The sequence below is a fragment of the Pseudoflavonifractor phocaeensis genome (assembly GCF_016901735.1).
GTDB lineage: Bacteria > Bacillota > Clostridia > Oscillospirales > Oscillospiraceae > Pseudoflavonifractor_A.
The window spans coordinates 1-17,152 of the sequence record NZ_JACLZC010000064.1 but is presented as its reverse complement, the minus strand read 5'-3'; the positions used below and the strand labels follow the sequence as shown (position 1 = coordinate 17,152).

Genomic DNA, 17,152 nt, shown 5'->3' with positions numbered 1-17,152 from the left:
GGTGAGGGTCCGGCGGGAGGCGGACAACGCGGCCCGCTATCTCTGCTACGCGCGGCGCGGGAAGGCGCTGCCGCCGCCGGCGCCGGAGACCCTGCCGCCGGCTCCCTGCACGCTGGTGCTGGAGGAGGGGGGGCGGCTGACCCTGCGCTTTGCCCTTCAAAATCCCTTTTGTCTCTGAGCGCACAGCCGAGTATGTCTCCCGCATCGAAAAAAAGGCCCTGCGCAAGCTGGAGGAGGCCATGGAGGGATAAAAAAGGGCCTGCCGGCGAGGCCGGCAGGCCGTGGAGAACGGGAGGAGGTCTAAGTATGCCGCCTCCGAAGAGGCGGCATCTCCGCCTGAAAATCAGCCCAGGCAGATGGTGTAGCAGCCGTCGTTGTCGGAGGACTGGGTGTTCCCGTACAGGAAGGCGGGCACCGTCAGGTAGACCGGGCGGGCGCAGGTGCAGCCGCCGGACTGCTCGGAAGCGGCCAGGATGGTGGCGATCTGGCTGGCGGTCCAGCAGGACTCGCTCCGTCCGGCGGAGGCGGACTGCCCGCAGCTTCCGGCGCTCCAGCAGCTCCGGCTGCCGGCATTGTTACTGGTACGGCCACAGCAGCTCATATCAGAGTTCCCCCTTGTTCTCTCAAATGGCCGGCCCCTTTGGGAACCGACACACCATCCTATGCCGCCGGGGGGAGGAGGGTTCAGATGGTCCACTCGCTGTGGATGAGTCCCACCAGATACCAGCCGTCCTCTCCGGGGGCAAAGACCAGCTTGAGGGCGCACCAGTCCAGGCCGTTGTTTTCCGGCTTGCGCTGGGGGAAATAATATTCCACAAAGCGGCAGCCGGTGAACACGTCGGACACGTTTTCCAAAGCGTTGCCCGAGGCCATCACCTGGTCCAGGGAGACCTGGGGAGCGGTGCGGTAGTCAGCGTCGTAAACGTAGCGGTCGAAGTAGTCGGGGATGGTCATGGAGATGTGGGAGCCCCGGCCGTCGGCAAAGCCCCAGTTGTAGGTGGTGGTATCCTCGCCGGCTTTGGCGATCTGGTCCGGGAGAAAACACAGGTCAAACTCCGGGTCCACGGTGGAATAGGGGGTAAGGGTCACGCCGCGGGTGGGGTGGACCAGGCCGCTGAGGGCCTGAAAATCCTGTTGGGCCAGGGCCTCCAGCGCCTGGCCGGACAGAGCCAGAAGGCGGTCGTCGTCACAGACCGTGGGGGAGGCGGAGGGTTGGGCCGCAGCCGTGGAGGCGGCCGCCATGGTGTTGCGGATGGGACGGTCGGCGCGGGAGACCTGGTTATGCTGCCCGATGAGGAGCATCAGACCCGCCGCGATACAAAGCACCAGAGCGGAGGCACACAGGACAAAGGCCTTTTTCATGGAACACCTCGATTCAAGATAGGGCGGCGGCATGGCCGCCGGTCCGCTGGGTCCTCCTCATTGTAGCGGATTCGGGCCGGCAGTACAACCACAAAAAGTTACAGATTCCAACCAAATAGGGCGAAGTAGATAAAACCCTTGCAATGTTGGATAAAAAATTTTACAATATGGTCAGACGGACGGCGCCCGCGGCGCGCAAGTCCGGCCATTCTGAGCGATACGAGGTGAGACCAGGTATGCAGCAGCACGAATTGCAGTTTCATATCCAATGCGGTCCCGGCGATGTGGGGCGCTATTGCATCCTGCCCGGCGACCCGGGACGCAGCGAGAAAATCGCGGCTTATTTTGATAACCCCGTGAAAATCCAGTCCAACCGGGAGTATACCACCTATACCGGTACCCTGTTGGGAGAAAAGGTAAGCGTCTGCTCCACCGGCATCGGCGGACCGTCGGCGGTCATCGCCATGGAGGAGCTCCACAATCTGGGGGCGGATACGTTTATCCGGGTGGGCACCTGCGGGGGCATCGCCCTGAAGGTGAAGAGCGACGACGTGGTCATCGCCACCGGCGCGGTGCGGATGGAGGGGGCCAGCCGGGAATATGCCCCCATCGAATTCCCCGCCGTGTCCGACTACGAGGTACAGGAGGCCCTGGTGGCCGCGGCCAAGGAGCTGGGCAAGCCGTGGCACGCCGGCGTGGTGCAGTGCAAGGACTCCTTCTACGGCCAGCACGACCCCAAGCGGATGCCGGTGTCCTACGAGCTGCTCCAGAAGTGGGAGGCGTGGAAGCGGCTGGGCGTGCTGGCCTCGGAGATGGAGTCGGCGGCCCTCTTTTGCTGCGCGGCGGCCCTGGGCGTGCGGTGCGGCTCCTGCTTCCACGTGATCTGGAACCAGGAGCGGGAGGCCGCCGGGCTGGACCAGGCGGAGAGTCACGATCTGTCCGCCGCCATTGAGGTGGGCATCGAGGGACTGAAAAAGCTTATCATCGCCGACCGGGAAAAGGAAAATTAAACGGCAAGACAAAAGCGCGCCGCGGGGAATGATATCGTCCCCGCGGCGCGTGTTCGTTGATGGCACCAGCCCCGTACCGGTCAAAGAGCGGGTTTCTTTTGCGCAAAGGAAGCGGCCAGGGTCCAAACTGCCAGCACCAGCGCCGAGAGCAGCAGGAGGGATTCCGCCCCCATTACCCAGGTCTGACCGAAAAAGGAGAGGACCAGGGTATATTTGAGCCGGAGATACACGCAGTAGGAGCTGAGAGAGGCGGCGGCGGTGAGGAAAAAGATGGGAAACCGGCGCTTGTCCACGCAGAACCAGGCCAGCGTCAGACAGTCGGCCAGGAAAAAGTAGCGCTCGTGCATATAGGGCAGCAGGTAAGGCACCCCAATGGCCATCACCACGCCGGCGGCTAAAATGTTCCACCCGGAAAGGGCGTCCCGGTGGAAAAAGAGGAGGGCCAGCAGGGCCAGCACCAGCAAAAAGGCGGCGGCAATGCCGACTTTGGACCAGAAATCCACGTCCACCTGGGCGTAGTAGGGGACCAGGGCAAAGACGGAGGGGGCGTTATACATGAGCTTGTCCGTATAGGCGTAGGTCTGCCCCCAGTAGACCCCCAAAATGTCGCCCAGCGGCTTGCCCAGCAGGAAGGCGGGGAGGATGGTAAGGCCGTAGACGGGGAAGAAGAGGCACAGGTGGCGGAATTTGACCCGTCCGGCAAACCAGAGCACGCACCAGAGGGGGATGAGAAAGACGGTCTGAAGCTTGAAGGAAAAGGCCGCGGCCAGCAGAGAGACCGACCAGCCGGGCCGGCCGTCCAGGGCGCAGGCCAGGGCGTGGAGGACGAAGGCGCCGTAAATGGAGTCGCACTGTCCCCAGAAAGCGCCGTTAAGCACCACCGTGGGCAAGAGAAGCAGCAGGCAGAAGGCCGTCAGAGGCGGGGCCTCCCTGCCGGGCAGCAGGACCTTCACCAGCCGCAGCCCGCCCCAGGCCAGCAGCACGTCGAAGAGGACGGAGAAGAGCTTGATGGCGTACAGGTCGGGAAAGGGCAGATAGGAGATGAGGGCCATGAAGTAGAGATAGGGGGCGTTATAGTTGCCCACCGGGTCTTGGATGGCGGCAAAGCCGCCGTGCGCCCGGAAGTAGGCGGCCCACTGGGACAAAAAATCCCGGTAATCGTAGGAGGAATAGTCCAGGCAGAGGACGCGGAGGAAAAGGGCCAGGGCAATGGGAAGGAGCAGCGCCGGCAGAATCTGACGGCCGCAGCCCTCCCGGCGCAGCAGGGCCAGGGCCAGCAGCAGCAAGGCGGCCAGACAGAGCAGCACCGAGAGCCGGGCCGGAACGCCGCCCAGCGCCAGCCGAAAGACGAAACCGCCGGTGAGCAGAAGGAGCAGCCCGCCCAGAGCGGCGCAGCAGAGGACGAACCGGCGGGAACGGAAGGATGCAGTCATGGCGGGACCTCCGGAAGAGAATAAAAAAGCCCGGAAATATTCCGGGCAAAAGACGCACAGCGCTTGACGCGGAAGGGATTTCATGGTATACTAAAACGCTCTTATCGTTTGGGTACAACACGATGCTTCCGGCAATTCAACTGAAAAGAGTATAACACCTCCGCGCCTCCGCCGCAAGGGCAATGGGAAAGTTGGTGACAACGCGCTCGTGCGTATCATGATTTCTCCGGGGTGCGGATTTGGATAAAATGACGGAAGAAATGCGGTTTTACCGGGAAACAACGGGGTGTAACCCCTCCGTTTTTTGCCGGTAAAATCGCAAAGTACCCCAGCTTTTTTGGACGCTGTCCGCCCAGGCAGGTTTTCCTGCCGCAGATGTTTTAGGGAAAGGAATGGTCACTCGAATGGTCACAGACAGGATCAAGGATGTCTACTACGGCAACACCCTGCGCAAGAGCTTTGCCCGCCATGAGGAGATCTTGGAGATGCCCAACCTGCTGGAGGTGCAGAAGAGCTCCTACCAGTGGTTCCTGGACAAGGGGCTGCGGGAGGTCTTTAAGGATGTCTCCTGCATCACCGACTACGCCGGCAATCTGGAGCTCTCCTTCATCGACTACACCATGGATGAGCCCCCCAAGTACAACGTGGAGGAGTGCAAGGCCAGAGACGCCACGTACGCCGCCCCCATCAAGGTGAAGGTCCGCCTGCGCAACAAGGAGACCGAGGAGATCAAGGAGCAGGAGCTCTTTATGGGCGACTTCCCCATCATGACCCAGGCCGGCACCTTTGTCATCAACGGCGCCGAGCGCGTCATCGTCTCCCAGATCGTCCGCTCTCCCGGCATCTACTACGGCCGCATGGCCGATAAGGCGGACAACGTCACCTACACCACCACCGTCATCCCCTATCGGGGCGCCTGGCTGGAGTATGAGACCGATCTGTCCGACGTATTCTATGTCCGCATCGACAAAAACCGCAAGCTGCCCGTCACCTGCCTGATCCGTGCCGTGGGCCCCCGTACCGATCCGGAGATCATCGAGATGTTCGGCGAGGACCCCCGCATCCTGGCCACGCTGGAAAAGGACACCTGCAAGACCTATGAGGACGCGCTGCTGGAGATCTATCGCAAGCTCCGTCCCGGCGAGCCCCCCACGGTGGACTCCGCCGAGAGCCTCATCAACGCCCTTTTCTTTGACCCCCGCCGGTACGATCTGTCCGCCGTGGGCCGCTATAAGTTCAACAAGAAGCTGGCCATGGGTCCCCGCCTCACCGGCCAGACCCTGGCCCTCCCCGTGGTGGACCCGGGCACCGGCGAGATCATCTTTGAGCCCGGCGTGACCCTCACCCGGGAGCAGGCCTATGAGCTGGAGAAACGGGGCGTCAATGAGGCCGTGGTGGACGTGGACGGCACCCCGGTCCGGGTGTTCTCCAACCACATGGTCAAGATGTCCGACTTTGTGGACTTCGACCCGGAGGAGTGCGGCATCACCGAGAAGGTGCGCTACACCGTCCTCATGGAGCTGATGAGCCAGTTTACGGGCGAGGAGCTGAAGGAAGCCATTGCCGACCATGTGGACGACCTGGTGCCCAAGCACATCATCGTGGACGACATCATGGCCTCTATCAACTACCTCAACTGCCTGGCCCACGGCGTGGGCACCGCCGACGACATCGACCATCTGGGCAACCGCCGTCTGCGCTGCGTGGGCGAGCTGCTCCAAAACCAGTTCCGCATCGGCTTTTCCCGCATGGAGCGGGTCATCCGGGAGCGTATGACCATCCAGGACCTGGACATCGTCACCCCCCAGTCCCTCATCAACATCCGGCCCGTCACCGCCGCCATCAAGGAGTTTTTCGGCAGCAGCCCCCTGAGCCAGTTTATGGACCAGACCAACCCCCTGGCAGAGCTGACCCACAAGCGCCGTATGTCCGCCCTGGGCCCCGGCGGTCTGAGCCGTGACCGGGCCTCCTTCGACGTGCGCGATATCCACTACTCCCACTACGGCCGCCTGTGCCCCATTGAGACCCCCGAAGGTCCCAACATCGGCCTGATCTCCTATATGGCCTCCTACGCCCGGGTGAACCGCTACGGCTTCATCGAGGCGCCCTACCGCAAGGTGGATAAGAGCACCTGCCGGGTCACCGACGAGATCCACTATATGACCGCCGACGTGGAGGACGAGTTCACCATCGCCCAGGCCACCGAGCCGGTGGACGAGAACAACTGCTTCGTCAACCAGCGTATCACCTGCCGTCACAGAAACGAGATCGTGGACGTGGACAAGGATCAGGTGGACTATGTGGACGTCTCCCCCAAGATGATGGTGTCCATCGCCACCGCCATGATCCCTTTCCTCCAGAACGACGACGCCAACCGTGCCCTGATGGGCGCCAACATGCAGCGTCAGGCCGTGCCCCTGCTGACCACCGAGGCCCCCATCGTGGCCACCGGCCAGGAGCACAAGAACTGCGTGGACTCTGAGATCGTCATTCTGGCCGAGGAGGACGGCACCGTCACCAAGGTGTCCGCCCAGTATATCACCGTCCGCTATGACACCCTGGGCCCCAAGGAGTATAAGCTGACCAAATTCCTCCGCTCCAACCATACCACCTGCATCAACCAGCGTCCCATCGTCAACGCCGGCCAGCGGGTGAAGAAGGGCGAGGTGCTGGTGGATGGCCCCGCCACCTCCAACGGCGAGATCGCCCTGGGCAAGAACATCCTCATGGGCTTCATGACCTGGGAAGGCTACAACTACGAGGACGCCATCCTGCTCAATGAGCGTATGGTCAAGGAGGATGTGTTCACCTCCATCCACATCGAGGAGTACGAGACCGAGAGCCGGGACACCAAGCTGGGTCCCGAAGAGATCACCCGCGACATCCCCAACGTGGGCGAGGACGCCCTGAAGGATCTGGACGAGCGGGGCATCATCCGGGTGGGCGCCGAGGTCCACGCCGGCGACATCCTGGTGGGCAAGGTTACCCCCAAGGGCGAGACCGACCTCACCGCCGAGGAGCGGCTCCTCCGCGCCATCTTTGGCGAGAAAGCCCGGGAGGTGCGCGACACCTCCCTCAAGGTGCCCCACGGCGAGAGCGGCATCATTCTGGACGTAAAGGTCTTTACCCGTGAGGCGGGCGACGAGCTGTCTCCCGGCGTCAACGAGGTGGTCCGGGTCTATATCGCCCAGAAGCGTAAGATCTCCGTGGGCGACAAGATGGCCGGCCGCCACGGCAACAAGGGTGTTGTGTCCCGCATCATGCCCCAGGAGGATATGCCCTTCCTGCCCGACGGCACGCCGCTGGATATCGTGCTGAACCCCCTGGGCGTGCCTTCCCGTATGAACATCGGTCAGGTGCTGGAGGTCCATCTGGGCTACGCCGCCAAGACCCTGGGCTGGAAGGTGGCCACCCCCATCTTCAACGGCGCCGACGAGAAGGACATCGCCGAGACCCTCAAGCTGGCCGGCCTGTCCGAGGACGGCAAGAGCTGGCTGTATGACGGCCGTACCGGCGAGCGGTTTGATAACCGAGTCACCGTGGGCTATGTGTACTTCCTCAAGCTCCACCATCTGGTGGACGATAAGATCCACGCCCGTTCCACCGGCCCCTACTCCCTGGTCACCCAGCAGCCGCTGGGCGGCAAGGCCCAGTTCGGCGGCCAGCGCTTCGGCGAGATGGAGGTGTGGGCCCTGGAGGCCTACGGCGCCGCCTACACCCTCCAGGAGATCCTCACCGTCAAGTCGGACGACGTCACCGGCCGCGTGCGCACCTACGAGGCCATTGTCAAGGGCCACAACGTGCCCAAGCCCGGCGTGCCAGAGTCCTTCAAGGTGCTGGTCAAGGAGCTCCAGTCCCTGTGTCTGGACATTAAGGTCCTGGATCAGAACGGCTGTGAGATCGAGCTCAAGGACGACGAAGAGGAGTTCTACCAGCCTGACCGGGTCCGGGACGACGACGACTATTACGGCTATCAGAGCGAGGGCGAGAGCGCCTTTGCCGCCGCCGGCTTCACCCTCAAGGAGGGCAGCGACGACGACGACCTGGCCGTCAGCGATGACGAGGGCGACGACGGCGACGAAGCCTTCCTGGACGATCAGGATATGGAATAAAGAGAGGGAGGAACGATCGAACTTATGAGTTACGCTGAATTTGACGCCATCCAAATTGGGATCGCCTCCCCGGAGAAGATCCGCGAGTGGTCCTACGGCGAGGTGAAGAAGCCGGAGACCATCAACTACCGCACCCTCAAGCCGGAGCGGGACGGCCTTTTCTGCGAGCGCATCTTTGGCCCCACCAAGGACTGGGAGTGCCACTGCGGCAAGTATAAGAAGATCCGCTACAAGGGCAAGATCTGCGACCGCTGCGGCGTGGAGGTCACCCGGGCCAAGGTCCGCCGCGAGCGGATGGGCCACATCGAGCTGGCCGCTCCCGTGAGCCACATCTGGTATTTCAAGGGCATCCCCTCCCGGATGGGCCTGCTGCTGGACATCTCCCCCCGGGTGCTGGAGAAGGTGCTCTACTTCGCCAGCTATATCGTTACCGATCCCGGCTTCTCCACCCTGAGCAAGAACCAGCTCCTCTCGGAGAAGGAATACCGGGACATGCGGGAAAAATATGAGGATGATTTCGACGCCGGCATGGGCGCCGAGGCCATCAAGAAGCTCTTGCAGGACATCGACCTGGAGCAGCTCTCCGAGCAGCTCCGCGCCGAGCTGAAGGACGCCTCCGGCCAGAAAAAGGCCCGCATCGTCAAGCGCCTGGAGGTGGTGGACGCCTTCCGCATCTCGGGCAACAAGCCGGAGTGGATGATCATTGATGTGCTGCCGGTGATCCCTCCCGAGCTGCGCCCCATGGTGCAGCTGGACGGCGGCCGCTTCGCCACCAGCGACCTGAACGACCTCTATCGCCGGGTCATCAACCGCAACAACCGCCTGAAACGGCTCATCCAGCTCAACGCCCCCGACATCATTGTCCGCAACGAAAAGCGGATGCTCCAGGAGGCGGTGGACGCCCTCATCGACAACGGGAGAAGGGGCCGGGCCGTCACCGGCGCCAACAACCGGGCTCTGAAGTCCCTCTCCGATATGCTCAAGGGCAAGCAGGGCCGCTTCCGCCAGAACCTGCTGGGCAAGCGCGTGGACTACTCCGGCCGTTCGGTCATCGTGGTCGGCCCCGAGATGAAGATCTACCAGTGCGGTCTGCCCAAGGAAATGGCCATCGAGCTCTTCCGGCCCTTTGTGATGAAGAAGCTGGTGGAGGACGGCGTGGCCAACAACATCAAGTCCGCCAAGAAGATGGTGGACAAGGGCAAGGCCGAGGTGTGGGACGCCCTGGAGTTCGTCATCAAGGAGCATCCCGTCATGCTCAACCGCGCCCCCACGCTGCATCGTCTGGGCATCCAGGCCTTCGAGCCGGTGCTGGTGGAAGGCCGGGCCATCAAGCTCCATCCCCTGGTGTGTACCGCCTTCAACGCCGACTTTGACGGCGACCAGATGGCCGTCCACGTGCCCCTGTCCGCCGAGGCCCAGACCGAGGCCCGGGTGCTGATGCTCTCGGCCAACAACCTGCTGCGGCCCCAGGACGGCGGCCCCGTCACCGTTCCCACCCAGGACATGGTGCTGGGCTCCTACTACCTCACCTATGAGAAGTACGCCGACCACACCCCCGGCGAGACCTATGAGGACTGCGCCGCCGTCCGCGCCGCCCTGGAGAGCGGCGACATCAGCGCCGACGATCTGATCTGGGTGAAGAACCCCGGCGCGCTGGACGATATTCCCACTTACGCCGGCGTGGCCGCCGAGACCCCCGAGGGTCAGCTGCCCCCCGAGCATCTGCGCACCTTTGCCGACGACATCGAGGCCCGCCTGGCCTACGACGAGGGGGAGCTGGAGCTCCATGTGCCCATCATGGTCCGCCGCTGCGCCGAGGTGGACGGCGAAAAGCGCTATAAGCTGGTCCGTACCACCGTGGGCCGTCTGATCTTCAACGAGGGCATCCCCCAGGATCTGGGCTTTGTGGACCGCACCGATCCCGACCAGATGTTTGAGCCGGAGATCAACTTCATCACCGGCAAGAAGCAGCTGGGCAAGATCATTGACAAGTGCATCACCAAGCACGGATTTACCGTCTCCGCCGGCGTGCTGGACACCATCAAGGCCAAGGGCTATAAATTCTCCACCCGGGGCTCCCTGACGGTCTCCATCTACGACATGACCATCCCCGAAAAGAAGTACGGCCTCATTGCCGATACCGAGAAGGAGATCGTCAAGATCGAGCGGCAGTATAAGCGCGGCTTCCTGACCGACGACGAGCGCTATCGTCTGGTGGTCAAGACCTGGGAAAAGACCACCGCCGACGTGTCCAACGCCCTGATGGAGGGCCTGGACCGGTACAACCCCATCTGGATGATGGCCGACTCCGGCGCCCGTGGTTCCTCCGCCCAGATCCGTCAGCTGGCCGGTATGCGCGGCCTGATGGCCGACACCTCCGGCCGCACCATCGAGATCCCCATCAAGTCCAATTTCCGTGAAGGTCTGTCTGTGCTGGAGTACTTCATCTCCGCCAGAGGCGCCCGTAAGGGTATGGCCGATACGGCTCTGCGTACCGCCGACTCCGGTTACCTGACCCGCCGTCTGGTGGACGTGTCCCAGGAGGTCATCATCCGGGAGCACGACTGCGGCACCGACGACGGCATCCTGGTCAGCGAGATCAGCGAGAACGGCCAGGTCATCGAGACCTTCGGCGAGCGCCTGAAGGGCCGCTATCCGGTCAACGACATCTGCGATCCCCAGACCGGCGAGGTCCTCATCTCCAAGGACACCATGATGACGCCCGACGACGCCAAGCTTCTGGAGGCCCACGGCATCCATGAGGTGATGATCCGCTCGGTGCTGACCTGCCGCGCCCGGAGCGGGGTATGTTCCAAGTGCTACGGCATCAACCTGGCCATCGGCGAGCCGGTGGGCGAGGGCGAGGCCGTGGGTATCATCGCGGCCCAGTCCATCGGCGAGCCCGGCACCCAGCTGACCATGCGTACCTTCCACACCGGCGGCGTGGCCGGCGGCGACATCACCCAAGGTCTGCCCCGCGTTGAGGAGCTCTTCGAGTCCCGCCGTCCCAAGAAGATGGCCCAGCTGGCCGAGATCTCCGGCCGGGTGACCATCGAGGAGACCAAGCGCAACACCATGGCCAACGTGACCATCACCGCCGACGACGGCGAGGTGGTGTCCTACGCCCTGCCGTACAGCGCGGGCATCCGGGTCAAGGACGGCGAGCGGGTGGAGAAGGGCTTTGCCCTCACCGAAGGCGCCCTCTATCCCCAGGACGTGCTCCGGGTCCGCGGCATCCACGCGGTATACGACTACCTCATTCAGGAAGTGCAGAAGCCCTACCGTCAGCAGGGCGTTGACATCAACGACAAGCACATCGAGGTTATCTGCCGCCAGATGATGCGCAAGGTCCGGGTGGAGGACGCCGGCGACTCCGATCTGCTCTCCGGCTCCACCATCGAGCTGGTGGAGTTTGAGGACGCCAAGGCCGCCGTGCAGAAGCGCATTGATGCCGGCGAGACCAACGACGGCATGGAGCTGCGCCTGCCCACCTGTACCCGCCTGCTCATGGGCATCACCAAGGCCTCTCTGGCCACCGAGTCCTTCCTGTCCGCCGCCTCCTTCCAGGAGACCACCAAGGTGCTCACCGAGGCGGCCATCAAGGGCAAGGTGGACCACCTGCTGGGCCTGAAGGAGAACGTCATCATCGGCAAGCTGATCCCGGCCGGCTCCGGTCTGGCGGTGTACCGCAAGTACGACCGGATGGACGAGGAGGGTCAGGCCTGCGGCTGCGGCCATGACCACGACCACGAGGAGCAGGACGAGGAGGCCTTCCAGGCCGAGGACGAGATCCTGTCGGTGGAGGTCCTGGCCTCCGGCGAGGACGACGGGGAGTAAGAAGCGAACCCTCGATTTTTTGGCATACGCGGCGGGGACCGGGGCGGACTGCTCCGGTCCCCGCTTTCGGTTTTGGGGGGCGGTTTTTCCGGGCTATGGGAGTTTTCACCAAAGGACCGGCGCTGGAACCGGCTCCTTCCAGAAAAACGCCGGAATGTCAGCAAAATTGGAGAAAATGGAGAAAAAAGTGGCTCTATATGCTTGACTTCCAGCACATCCTATGATATAATCCAAAATCGCGCAGGCGTGTCTCCAGCGGAAAGGCATTTTTCCAAAGACGCGCCCCGATGAGAGCAAAGGAGGCGGACCAAATGCTGGAGGAACTCAAAAAGCAGCCCAAAGTGGTGGGCGTCAAGCAGACCAAGCGGGCTTTGGGGGACGGCAGAGCTGTCCGCGTCTTTTTGGCCGACGATGCAGACCCCCGGGTGGTGGAGCCTGTCTCCGCCATGTGCGCCGAACGGGGCGTACCGGTGGAGCGGGTGGCCCGGATGAAGGATCTGGGCAATGCCTGCGGCATCGCGGTGGGCTCCGCCGTGGCGGCGCTGCTGCGCTGACAACTTCGGTTTTAATGGTATAATTTTTGATTATGCTGTTAAAATAATAGAATCAGCTCAAAAGAAAGGAGGAAATTCCATGCCTACGTTCAACCAGCTCGTGCGCAAGGGTCGTGAGCAGGCTTCCTACAAGTCCAACTCCCCCGCCATGCAGTACGGCCTGAACACCCTGAAGAACCGTCAGACCGACCTGCCCTCTCCCCAGAAAAGAGGTGTGTGCACCGCGGTCCGTACCGCCACCCCCAAGAAGCCTAACTCCGCGCTTCGTAAGATCGCCCGTGTGCGTCTGACCAACGGCTACGAGGTCACCGCCTATATCCCCGGTGTTGGCCACAACCTGCAGGAGCACTCCGTGGTGATGATCCGCGGCGGCCGTGTTAAGGACCTTCCCGGTGTGCGTTACCACATCATCCGCGGTACTCTGGACACCCAGGGCGTCAACGGCCGTATGCAGGCCCGTTCCAAGTACGGCGCCAAGCGGCCCAAGGCCGGCAAGGGCGGCAAGAAGTAATCTGCCGTTTTTGTACCCGCATCCCCAAGGGATGCCACTGAATTGATGTTTGCGCTCTGCGCAAAGCCAGGCTTTGCCAAGAGTCGTTTATTCATATAGATGGGTAAACCTCTCGGCAGGCACAAGACAAGCAGGCACTTGTCTATACACGGGCCGTTTGCAGACGGTTCGAGTACCTATGAAATCATACTATGAAGGAGGGAAGCAAAGTGCCCAGAAGAGGTAATGTACCCAAGCGGGAGGTTCTGCCCGATCCGCTTTACAATTCCATTTTGGTGACCAAGCTGGTCAACAGCATCATGCTCGACGGCAAGAAGGGCGTGGCCCAGAAGGTGGTTTACAGCGCCTTTGATATCATCAAGGAGAAGACCGACAAGGACCCCCTGGAGGTTTTCACCGCCGCTCTGGAGAACATCATGCCGTCCCTGGAGGTTAAGGCCCGCCGCGTGGGCGGCGCCACTTACCAGGTGCCCATCGAGGTTCGCCCCGAGCGCCGTCAGACCCTGGGTCTGCGCTGGCTCACCGGTTACTCCCGCAAGCGCAGCGAAAAGACCATGAAGGAGCGCCTGGCCGGCGAGATCATGGACGCCGCCAACAACCTGGGTTCCGCCGTCAAGAAGCGCGAGGACACCCATAAGATGGCTGAGTCCAACAAGGCCTTCGCTCACTACCGCTGGTAAGGAGTAACAAGATGGCTAGAAAAGTTACCCTGGAAAATACCCGCAACATCGGCATCATGGCCCACATCGATGCCGGTAAGACCACGACGACCGAGCGTATCCTGTACTACACCGGCGTCAACTATAAGATCGGCGAGACCCACGACGGTACCGCCACCATGGACTGGATGGCTCAGGAGCAGGAGCGCGGCATTACCATCACCTCCGCCGCCACCACCTGCTACTGGAAGGGCACCAAGGACCAGTTCCCCCAGACCCGTATCAACATCATCGACACCCCGGGCCACGTGGACTTCACCGTGGAGGTGGAGCGCTCCCTGCGCGTGCTGGACGGCTCCGTAACCGTCATGTGCGCCAAGGGCGGCGTTGAGCCTCAGTCCGAGACCGTGTGGCGTCAGGCCGACCACTACAAGGTCCCCCGCATGATCTACGTCAACAAGATGGACATCATGGGCGCTGACTTCTACAACGTGCTCAACATGATCCACGACCGCCTCAAGTGCAACGCCGTGCCCATCCAGCTCCCCATCGGCGCCGAGGAGACCTTCAAGGGTATCATCGACCTGGTGGAGATGGACGCCGACATCTACTACGACGAGATGGGCAAGGACATGCGGGTGGAAGAGATCCCCGAGGACATGATGGAGCTGGCCAAGGAGTACCGCAGCAAGCTGCTGGACGCCGTGGCCGACATCGACGAGGAGATCATGATGCTGGTCCTGGAGGAGCAGCCCGTGCCCCAGGAGATGATCCGCGCCGCCCTGCGTAAGGGCACCATCGAGAACCTGCTGGTTCCCGTGGTGTGCGGCACCTCCTACCGCAACAAGGGCGTGCAGAAGCTGCTGGACGCCATCGTGGACTATATGCCCTCCCCCGTGGACATCCCCGCCATCAAGGGCGTCAACCCCGACACCGAGGAAGAGGACGAGCGTCCCGCCGACGACAACGCCCCCTTCTCCGCTCTGGCCTTCAAGATCGCCACCGATCCCTTCGTGGGCCGTCTGTCCTTTATCCGCGTTTACTCCGGTATCCTCAACACCGGTACCACCGTGCTCAACTCCACCAAGAAGCAGCGTGAGCGCATCGGCCGCATCCTCCAGATGCACGCCAACCACCGTGAGGACATTGATACCGTTTACTCCGGCGACATCGCCGCCGTCATCGGCCTGAAGAACTCCACCACCGGCGATACCCTGTGCGACGAGAAGGCTCCCATTATTCTGGAGTCCATGGAGTTCCCCGAGCCCGTCATCCGCGTTGCCATCGAGCCCAAGACCAAGGCCGGTCAGGAGAAGATGGGCATCGCCCTGGCCAAGCTGGCCGAAGAGGACCCCACCTTCAAGACCTACACCGACGAAGAGACCGGTCAGACCATCATCGCCGGCATGGGCGAGCTCCATCTGGAGATCATCGTGGACCGTCTGCTCCGCGAGTACAAGGTGGAGGCCAATGTGGGCGCTCCCCAGGTGGCCTACAAGGAGACTATCAAGAAGAGCGTCGAGCAGGACACCAAGTATGCCCGTCAGTCCGGCGGTAAGGGCCAGTACGGTCACGTTAAGATCCGTGTGGAGCCCAACGAGTCCGGCAAGGGCTACGAGTTTGTCAACGCCATTGTGGGCGGCGCCATCCCCAAGGAGTATATCCCCGCGGTGGACGCCGGTATCCAGGGCGCGATGCAGGCCGGCGTCATGGCCGGCTATCCCGTGGAGGACGTGAAGGTCACCCTGTACGACGGCTCCTACCACGAGGTGGACTCCTCTGAAATGGCCTTTAAGATTGCCGGCTCCATGGCCTTCAAGGAGGCCTGCCGCAAGGCCAACCCCGTGCTCCTCGAGCCCATCATGAAGGTGGACGTCATCGTCCCCGAGGATTATATGGGCGACGTCATCGGCGACCTGAACAGCCGCCGCGGACAGATCAACGGCATGGAAGCCCGTCCGGGCGCCCAGGCCATCAGCGCTTCCGTACCCCTGAGCGAGATGTTCGGCTACGCCACCGACCTCCGCTCCCGTACCCAGGGCCGCGGCCAGTATTCCATGGAGCCCTCCCATTATATGGAGATCCCCAAGAATATCGCCGAGAAGATCATCGCCGAGCGCGGCCGCAGAGACGCGGACTAAGCGCCCGCGAAAAAATAGTTGCAATCTGTCCGGTAATAGGATAGAATAGCATCGTTATCACGGGTGCCAACCCATTATTTATGAACAACCGTAAGGAGGATACCAAACATGGCTAAGGCTAAATTTGAGCGCACCAAGCCCCATGTCAACATCGGCACCATCGGCCACGTTGACCACGGCAAGACCACCCTCACCGCCGCTATCACCAAGTATCTGGCTCTGAAGGGTCAGGCTCAGTACGAGGACTACTCCAGCATCGATAAGGCTCCTGAGGAGCGCGAGCGCGGCATCACCATCAACACCGCCCACGTGGAGTACGAGACTGACGCCCGTCACTATGCCCACGTTGACTGCCCGGGCCACGCCGACTATATCAAGAACATGATCACCGGTGCTGCTCAGATGGACGGCGCCATCCTGGTCATCGCCGCCACCGACGGCCCCATGGCTCAGACCAAGGAGCACATCCTGCTGGCCCGTCAGGTGGGCGTGCCCGCCATGGTCGTTTTCCTGAACAAGTGCGACCAGGTGGACGACGAGGAGCTGCTGGAGCTGGTTGAGATGGAGGTCCGCGAGACCCTGACTGGCTATGAATTCCCCGGCGACGACATCCCCGTCATCAAGGGCTCCGCCCTGAACGCTCTGACCTGCGAGGGCGGCGTGGACGATCCCGACTACGCCTGCATCAAGGAGCTGATGGACGCTGTCGACAGCTATATCCCCACTCCCGCCCGTAACGACGACCTGCCCTTCCTGATGCCCGTCGAGGACGTGTTCACCATCTCCGGCCGCGGCACCGTGGCCACCGGCCGCGTGGAGCGCGGTGTTGTCAAGACTGGTGAGACCGTGGAGATCGTCGGCCTGTCCGATGAGAAGAAGTCCACCGTCGTGACCGGTCTGGAGATGTTCCGCAAGACCCTGGATTACGCCGAGGCCGGCGACAACGTGGGCGCTCTGCTCCGTGGTATCGCCAAGACCGACGTGGAGCGCGGCCAGGTGCTCTGTAAGCCCGGCTCCATTCACCCCCACACCAAGTTCGTGGGCCAGGTGTACGTCCTGAGCAAGGACGAGGGCGGCCGTCACACCCCCTTCTTCAACAACTATCGTCCCCAGTTCTACTTCCGTACCACCGACGTGACCGGCATCATCACCCTGCCCGAGGGCACCGAGATGTGCATGCCCGGCGATAACGTCGACATGAAGGTGGAGCTGATCACCCCCATCGCCATCGAGAAGGGCCTCCGCTTCGCTATCCGCGAGGGCGGCCGTACCGTTGGCTCCGGCGTCGTCATCGACATCGAGGAGTAATTTCCTCCCGTTCGCTTGTACAAGCCAGACAGCCCCAGGACCCCTGGTCCTGGGGCTGTTTTTTGTCTTTTTGCGGCAAGGAAAAGAGCCCCGGCTCCGCTTCAGGAGCCGGGGCTCTCGGCTTGTCGAAAAAGCCTGTTGACTCCTATCAAAATGAAAGTATCCTGCGGGAAGAATGCAGATTGCCGCAGGATCGTTTTTCGATTTTCCATATAGGAACGGCCC

11 protein-coding genes are annotated in these 17,152 nt (G+C 62.2%); 8 read left to right on the top strand and 3 right to left on the bottom strand.

What is annotated here, in order from left to right; translation table 11 throughout:
* Window positions 1-343 precede the first annotated feature (343 nt).
* Window positions 344-601, bottom strand: coding sequence for a hypothetical protein (locus H7U37_RS12190; protein WP_204876054.1), 258 nt, complete (start codon window positions 599-601; stop codon window positions 344-346).
* 83 nt (window positions 602-684) lie between these two features.
* Complete coding sequence (locus H7U37_RS12185; RefSeq protein WP_204876053.1) at window positions 685-1,362, bottom strand: hypothetical protein; 678 nt, start codon at window positions 1,360-1,362, stop codon at window positions 685-687.
* A 236-nt stretch (window positions 1,363-1,598) separates the two neighbouring features.
* On the opposite strand from H7U37_RS12185, the gene udp reads away from it, so the two are divergent.
* Window positions 1,599-2,372, top strand: coding sequence for a uridine phosphorylase (udp, locus tag H7U37_RS12180; protein ID WP_204876052.1), 774 nt, complete (start codon window positions 1,599-1,601; stop codon window positions 2,370-2,372).
* An 80-nt stretch (window positions 2,373-2,452) separates the two neighbouring features.
* On the opposite strand, the gene H7U37_RS12175 is transcribed toward udp, so the two are convergent.
* On the bottom strand, window positions 2,453-3,805 hold the full coding sequence (locus H7U37_RS12175) for a conjugal transfer protein TraL (RefSeq protein ID WP_204876048.1): 1,353 nt from the start codon (window positions 3,803-3,805) through the stop codon (window positions 2,453-2,455).
* A gap of 404 nt (window positions 3,806-4,209) precedes the next feature.
* Between H7U37_RS12175 and rpoB the strand changes: the two genes are divergently transcribed.
* The 7 genes from rpoB (at window position 4,210) to tuf (ending at window position 16,927) form a co-directional block, all read left to right on the top strand.
* Window positions 4,210-7,917 (top strand): DNA-directed RNA polymerase subunit beta, encoded by a 3,708-nt coding sequence (gene rpoB / locus H7U37_RS12170; RefSeq protein WP_204876047.1) that lies wholly within the window; start codon window positions 4,210-4,212, stop codon window positions 7,915-7,917.
* A gap of 24 nt (window positions 7,918-7,941) precedes the next feature.
* Window positions 7,942-11,754: a DNA-directed RNA polymerase subunit beta' gene (gene rpoC, locus H7U37_RS12165; protein ID WP_243414314.1), complete on the top strand. Its 3,813-nt coding sequence runs from the start codon at window positions 7,942-7,944 to the stop codon at window positions 11,752-11,754.
* Window positions 11,755-12,065: 311 nt separating this feature from the next.
* Complete coding sequence (locus H7U37_RS12160) at window positions 12,066-12,308, top strand: ribosomal L7Ae/L30e/S12e/Gadd45 family protein (protein WP_204876046.1); 243 nt, start codon at window positions 12,066-12,068, stop codon at window positions 12,306-12,308.
* A 79-nt stretch (window positions 12,309-12,387) separates the two neighbouring features.
* Complete coding sequence (gene rpsL, locus H7U37_RS12155; RefSeq protein WP_204876045.1) at window positions 12,388-12,819, top strand: 30S ribosomal protein S12; 432 nt, start codon at window positions 12,388-12,390, stop codon at window positions 12,817-12,819.
* 209 nt (window positions 12,820-13,028) lie between these two features.
* A complete protein-coding gene (rpsG, locus tag H7U37_RS12150; RefSeq protein WP_204876044.1) occupies window positions 13,029-13,499 on the top strand; it encodes a 30S ribosomal protein S7 in 471 nt (156 codons plus the stop codon).
* Between the two features lie 11 nt (window positions 13,500-13,510).
* The gene (gene fusA, locus H7U37_RS12145; protein ID WP_204876043.1) at window positions 13,511-15,619 is read left to right on the top strand and encodes an elongation factor G; all 2,109 of its coding nucleotides are present in this window, start codon (window positions 13,511-13,513) and stop codon (window positions 15,617-15,619) included.
* Window positions 15,620-15,727: 108 nt separating this feature from the next.
* Entirely contained in the window at window positions 15,728-16,927 is a 1,200-nt protein-coding gene (gene tuf, locus H7U37_RS12140) for an elongation factor Tu (RefSeq protein WP_204876042.1), read from the top strand.
* Window positions 16,928-17,152: the final 225 nt, after the last annotated feature.

Coding starts and splice junctions, on each gene's coding strand:
- H7U37_RS12190 (WP_204876054.1), bottom strand. CDS start 601: ATGAGCTGCTGTGGCCGTACCAGTAACAATGCCGGCAGCCGGAGCTGC.
- H7U37_RS12185 (WP_204876053.1), bottom strand. CDS start 1,362: ATGAAAAAGGCCTTTGTCCTGTGTGCCTCCGCTCTGGTGCTTTGTATC.
- rpoC (WP_243414314.1), top strand. CDS start 7,942: ATGAGTTACGCTGAATTTGACGCCATCCAAATTGGGATCGCCTCCCCG.
- rpoB (WP_204876047.1), top strand. CDS start 4,210: ATGGTCACAGACAGGATCAAGGATGTCTACTACGGCAACACCCTGCGC.
- rpsL (WP_204876045.1), top strand. CDS start 12,388: ATGCCTACGTTCAACCAGCTCGTGCGCAAGGGTCGTGAGCAGGCTTCC.
- H7U37_RS12160 (WP_204876046.1), top strand. CDS start 12,066: ATGCTGGAGGAACTCAAAAAGCAGCCCAAAGTGGTGGGCGTCAAGCAG.
- tuf (WP_204876042.1), top strand. CDS start 15,728: ATGGCTAAGGCTAAATTTGAGCGCACCAAGCCCCATGTCAACATCGGC.
- fusA (WP_204876043.1), top strand. CDS start 13,511: ATGGCTAGAAAAGTTACCCTGGAAAATACCCGCAACATCGGCATCATG.
- udp (WP_204876052.1), top strand. CDS start 1,599: ATGCAGCAGCACGAATTGCAGTTTCATATCCAATGCGGTCCCGGCGAT.
- H7U37_RS12175 (WP_204876048.1), bottom strand. CDS start 3,805: ATGACTGCATCCTTCCGTTCCCGCCGGTTCGTCCTCTGCTGCGCCGCT.